We start from the raw sequence: 5,424 nt of genomic DNA on the forward strand, positions 1-5,424 counted from the left end.
GGTTTACGGAAGGTGTTGACAGTGAGCTTGGCTCCTGTAGAATGCGCCTCCCTGGCACGGAACAGCAACGCTGTTCAGGCCACTCAGGCAGCAAGTGAAGCAGCAAAAATACTTCACAAAATTGCTTGACGGATCAGAAGGTTAGCGTAGAATACGCGGCCTTGGCAAGGCGGAAACGCCGGCCGAATCGCTCTTTAACAATCTGAATCAAGTAATTCGTGTGGGTGCTTGCTGAATTGCTCGATGATCGCAAGATTATCAGCCAAGCAAGTAGCTCTGTGAATTCATCGAGTTTATTTGTAAAAGCTGAGCCAAGTTTAGGGTTTTCTCAAAACCCAAGCAGTTTTTAAACTGAAGAGTTTGATCATGGCTCAGATTGAACGCTGGCGGCAGGCCTAACACATGCAAGTCGAGCGGTAGAGAGAAGCTTGCTTCTCTTGAGAGCGGCGGACGGGTGAGTAATACCTGGGAATCTGCCTGATAGTGGGGGATAACGTCCGGAAACGGGCGCTAATACCGCGTACGTCCTACGGGAGAAAGCAGGGGATCTTCGGACCTTGCGCTATCAGATGAGCCCAGGTCGGATTAGCTAGTTGGTGGGGTAATGGCTCACCAAGGCGACGATCCGTAACTGGTCTGAGAGGATGATCAGTCACACTGGAACTGAGACACGGTCCAGACTCCTACGGGAGGCAGCAGTGGGGAATATTGGACAATGGGCGCAAGCCTGATCCAGCCATGCCGCGTGTGTGAAGAAGGTCTTCGGATTGTAAAGCACTTTAAGCCGGGAGGAAGGGCTGACGCCTAATACGTGTCAGTTTTGACGTTACCGGCAGAATAAGCACCGGCTAACTCTGTGCCAGCAGCCGCGGTAATACAGAGGGTGCAAGCGTTAATCGGAATTACTGGGCGTAAAGCGCGCGTAGGTGGTTCAGTAAGATGGGTGTGAAATCCCCGGGCTCAACCTGGGAACTGCTTTCATAACTGCTGAACTAGAGTACGGTAGAGGGTAGTGGAATTTCCTGTGTAGCGGTGAAATGCGTAGATATAGGAAGGAACACCAGTGGCGAAGGCGACTACCTGGACTGATACTGACACTGAGGTGCGAAAGCGTGGGGAGCAAACAGGATTAGATACCCTGGTAGTCCACGCCGTAAACGATGTCAACTAGCCGTTGGGAACCTTGAGTTCTTAGTGGCGCAGCTAACGCACTAAGTTGACCGCCTGGGGAGTACGGTCGCAAGATTAAAACTCAAATGAATTGACGGGGGCCCGCACAAGCGGTGGAGCATGTGGTTTAATTCGAAGCAACGCGAAGAACCTTACCTGGCCTTGACATGCTGAGAACTTTCCAGAGATGGATTGGTGCCTTCGGGAACTCAGACACAGGTGCTGCATGGCTGTCGTCAGCTCGTGTCGTGAGATGTTGGGTTAAGTCCCGTAACGAGCGCAACCCTTGTCCTTAGTTACCAGCACATAATGGTGGGCACTCTAAGGAGACTGCCGGTGACAAACCGGAGGAAGGTGGGGATGACGTCAAGTCATCATGGCCCTTACGGCCAGGGCTACACACGTGCTACAATGGGCGGTACAGAGGGTTGCCAAGCCGCGAGGTGGAGCTAATCCCGAAAAACCGTTCGTAGTCCGGATCGGAGTCTGCAACTCGACTCCGTGAAGTCGGAATCGCTAGTAATCGCGAATCAGAACGTCGCGGTGAATACGTTCCCGGGCCTTGTACACACCGCCCGTCACACCATGGGAGTGGGTTGCACCAGAAGTAGCTAGTCTAACCTTCGGGAGGACGGTTACCACGGTGTGATTCATGACTGGGGTGAAGTCGTAACAAGGTAGCCGTAGGGGAACCTGCGGCTGGATCACCTCCTTAATCGATAGATCTCGACACTCTTCAAGCACTCACACGAATTACTTGATTCAACAGAAAGGCGATTGGGTTGCAGCGCTTTGTGCTGCAAGGTACCCGAGATAATTGGGTCTGTAGCTCAGTTGGTTAGAGCGCACCCCTGATAAGGGTGAGGTCGGCAGTTCGAATCTGCCCAGACCCACCAATTGTCGAGGTGCGACGGTTCTTAAAGGGGCCATAGCTCAGCTGGGAGAGCGCCTGCCTTGCACGCAGGAGGTCAGCGGTTCGATCCCGCTTGGCTCCACCAAGACAGACCGACGTACCGAACGCAATGACAACGCCTTAGCTGGACCTAGAGTTCATACATGAATGATCACCGATGGGTGGATCATTGATGTCTGGTCTTTAATAACCAGCCGCTCTTTAAAAATTTGGGAAAGTGATAGAAGTAAGACAAGACATAGCACTGTGTTTCACTGCACAGGGTTATGGCTAAGGTAACTTGTAATCTCAACGCAAGTTCCGGATTGTCGTGAAATCATGTCGATATAACATGTGACTTCGATCGGTCGCGCTGGCAACAGCAAGATTGTTTGGGGTTATATGGTCAAGTGAATAAGCGCATACGGTGGATGCCTTGGCAGTCAGAGGCGATGAAAGACGTTGTAGCCTGCGATAAGGTTCGGGGAGCTGGCAAACAAGCTATGATCCGGACATTTCTGAATGGGGAAACCCACTTGGCATAAGCCAGGTATCACACACTGAATACATAGGTGTGTGAGGCGAACCGGGGGAACTGAAACATCTAAGTACCCCGAGGAAAAGAAATCAACCGAGATTCCCCAAGTAGTGGCGAGCGAACGGGGAGCAGCCCTTAAGCAGTTTAGAGTTTAGTGGAACGCCCTGGAAATGGCGGCCGTAGTGGGTGATAGCCCCGTACACGAAAGGCTCTTAGCTGTGAAATCGAGTAGGACGGCGCACGTGAAACGTTGTCTGAACATGGGGGGACCATCCTCCAAGGCTAAATACTCCTGACTGACCGATAGTGAACCAGTACCGTGAGGGAAAGGCGAAAAGAACCCCTGTGAGGGGAGTGAAATAGAACCTGAAACCGTATGCGTACAAGCAGTGGGAGCGGACTTGTTCCGTGACTGCGTACCTTTTGTATAATGGGTCAGCGACTTATATTCTGTGGCAAGCTTAACCGTATAGGGGAGGCGTAGGGAAACCGAGTCTTAATAGGGCGTTTAGTCGCAGGGTATAGACCCGAAACCGGGCGATCTATCCATGGGCAGGTTGAAGGTGCCGTAACAGGCACTGGAGGACCGAACCGACTACCGTTGAAAAGTTAGCGGATGACTTGTGGATAGGAGTGAAAGGCTAATCAAGCTCGGAGATAGCTGGTTCTCCTCGAAAGCTATTTAGGTAGCGCCTCGTGTATCACCACTGGGGGTAGAGCACTGTTTGGGCTAGGGGGTCATCCCGACTTACCAACCCCATGCAAACTCCGAATACCAGTGAGTGTCAGCACGGGAGACACACGGCGGGTGCTAACGTCCGTCGTGAAAAGGGAAACAACCCAGACCGTCAGCTAAGGTCCCAAAGTTATGGTTAAGTGGGAAACGATGTGGGAAGGCTTAGACAGCTAGGAGGTTGGCTTAGAAGCAGCCATCCTTTAAAGAAAGCGTAATAGCTCACTAGTCGAGTCGGCCTGCGCGGAAGATGTAACGGGGCTCAAACCATACACCGAAGCTACGGGTTCATCGTAAGATGAGCGGTAGAGGAGCGTTCTGTAAGCCTGTGAAGGTCAATTGAGAAGTTGGCTGGAGGTATCAGAAGTGCGAATGCTGACATGAGTAACGACAATGGGAGTGAAAAACTCCCACGCCGGAAGACCAAGGGTTCCTGCGCAACGTTAATCGACGCAGGGTGAGTCGACCCCTAAGGCGAGGCCGAAAGGCGTAGTCGATGGGAAACGGGTTAATATTCCCGTACTTCTAGTTACTGCGATGGGGGGACGGAGAAGGCTAGGCCAGCAAGGCGTTGGTTGTCCTTGTTTAAGGCGGTAGGCTGGGATCTTAGGTAAATCCGGGATCCTAAGGCCGAGAACCGATGACGAGCGTTCTTTTAGAACGCGAAGTGGTTGATGCCATGCTTCCAGGAAAAGCCTCTAAGCTTCAGGTAACTAGGAATCGTACCCCAAACCGACACAGGTGGTCAGGTAGAGAATACCAAGGCGCTTGAGAGAACTCGGGTGAAGGAACTAGGCAAAATGGCACCGTAACTTCGGGAGAAGGTGCGCCGGCTAGGGTGAAGCATTTACTGCGTAAGCTCTGGCTGGTCGAAGATACCAGGCCGCTGCAACTGTTTATTAAAAACACAGCACTCTGCAAACACGAAAGTGGACGTATAGGGTGTGACGCCTGCCCGGTGCCGGAAGGTTAATTGATGGGGTTAGCTTCGGCGAAGCTCTTGATCGAAGCCCCGGTAAACGGCGGCCGTAACTATAACGGTCCTAAGGTAGCGAAATTCCTTGTCGGGTAAGTTCCGACCTGCACGAATGGCGTAATGATGGCGGCGCTGTCTCCACCCGAGACTCAGTGAAATTGAAATCGCTGTGAAGATGCAGTGTATCCGCGGCTAGACGGAAAGACCCCGTGAACCTTTACTATAGCTTTGCACTGGACTTTGAATTTGCTTGTGTAGGATAGGTGGGAGGCTTTGAAGCGTGGACGCTAGTTCGCGTGGAGCCAACCTTGAAATACCACCCTGGCAACTTTGAGGTTCTAACTCTGGTCCGTTATCCGGATCGAGGACAGTGTATGGTGGGTAGTTTGACTGGGGCGGTCTCCTCCCAAAGAGTAACGGAGGAGTACGAAGGTGCGCTCAGCACGGTCGGAAATCGTGCGTAGAGTATAAAGGCAAAAGCGCGCTTGACTGCGAGACCAACACGTCGAGCAGGTACGAAAGTAGGTCTTAGTGATCCGGTGGTTCTGTATGGAAGGGCCATCGCTCAACGGATAAAAGGTACTCCGGGGATAACAGGCTGATACCGCCCAAGAGTTCATATCGACGGCGGTGTTTGGCACCTCGATGTCGGCTCATCACATCCTGGGGCTGAAGCCGGTCCCAAGGGTATGGCTGTTCGCCATTTAAAGTGGTACGCGAGCTGGGTTTAGAACGTCGTGAGACAGTTCGGTCCCTATCTGCCGTGGACGTTTGAGATTTGAGAGGGGCTGCTCCTAGTACGAGAGGACCGGAGTGGACGAACCTCTGGTGTTCCGGTTGTCACGCCAGTGGCATTGCCGGGTAGCTACGTTCGGAAAAGATAACCGCTGAAAGCATCTAAGCGGGAAACTTGCCTCAAGATGAGATCTCACCGGGAGCTTGACTCCCCTGAAGGGCCGTCGAAGACTACGACGTTGATAGGCTGGGTGTGTAAGCGTTGCAAGGCGTTGAGCTAACCAGTACTAATTGCCCGTGTGGCTTGACCATATAACACCCAAGCAATTTACGGTGTTATACAAGACACCGATTGAACGACAGTCTGGAACTGCAGAGAT

General features: G+C 52.4%; 2 tRNA genes and 2 rRNA genes. All 4 read left to right on the plus strand.

The annotated features are described in order from the left end of the window. Positions 1-348 precede the first annotated feature (348 nt). The 4 genes from FZE95_RS19315 (at position 349) to FZE95_RS19330 (ending at position 5,356) form a co-directional block, all read left to right on the plus strand. Positions 349-1,885 (plus strand): 16S ribosomal RNA (locus FZE95_RS19315). A gap of 104 nt (positions 1,886-1,989) precedes the next feature. Then, positions 1,990-2,066, plus strand: a tRNA-Ile gene (locus tag FZE95_RS19320). A 26-nt stretch (positions 2,067-2,092) separates the two neighbouring features. Further along, positions 2,093-2,168, plus strand: a tRNA-Ala gene (locus FZE95_RS19325). 298 nt (positions 2,169-2,466) lie between these two features. Further along, positions 2,467-5,356: ribosomal RNA gene (locus FZE95_RS19330) — 23S ribosomal RNA — on the plus strand. Together the 16S and 23S rRNA genes with 2 tRNA genes alongside form the textbook arrangement of a ribosomal RNA operon. Positions 5,357-5,424 lie beyond the last annotated feature (68 nt).

Source organism: Pseudomonas profundi, assembly GCF_008638305.1.
Taxonomy (GTDB): Bacteria; Pseudomonadota; Gammaproteobacteria; order Pseudomonadales; family Pseudomonadaceae; genus Halopseudomonas; species Halopseudomonas profundi.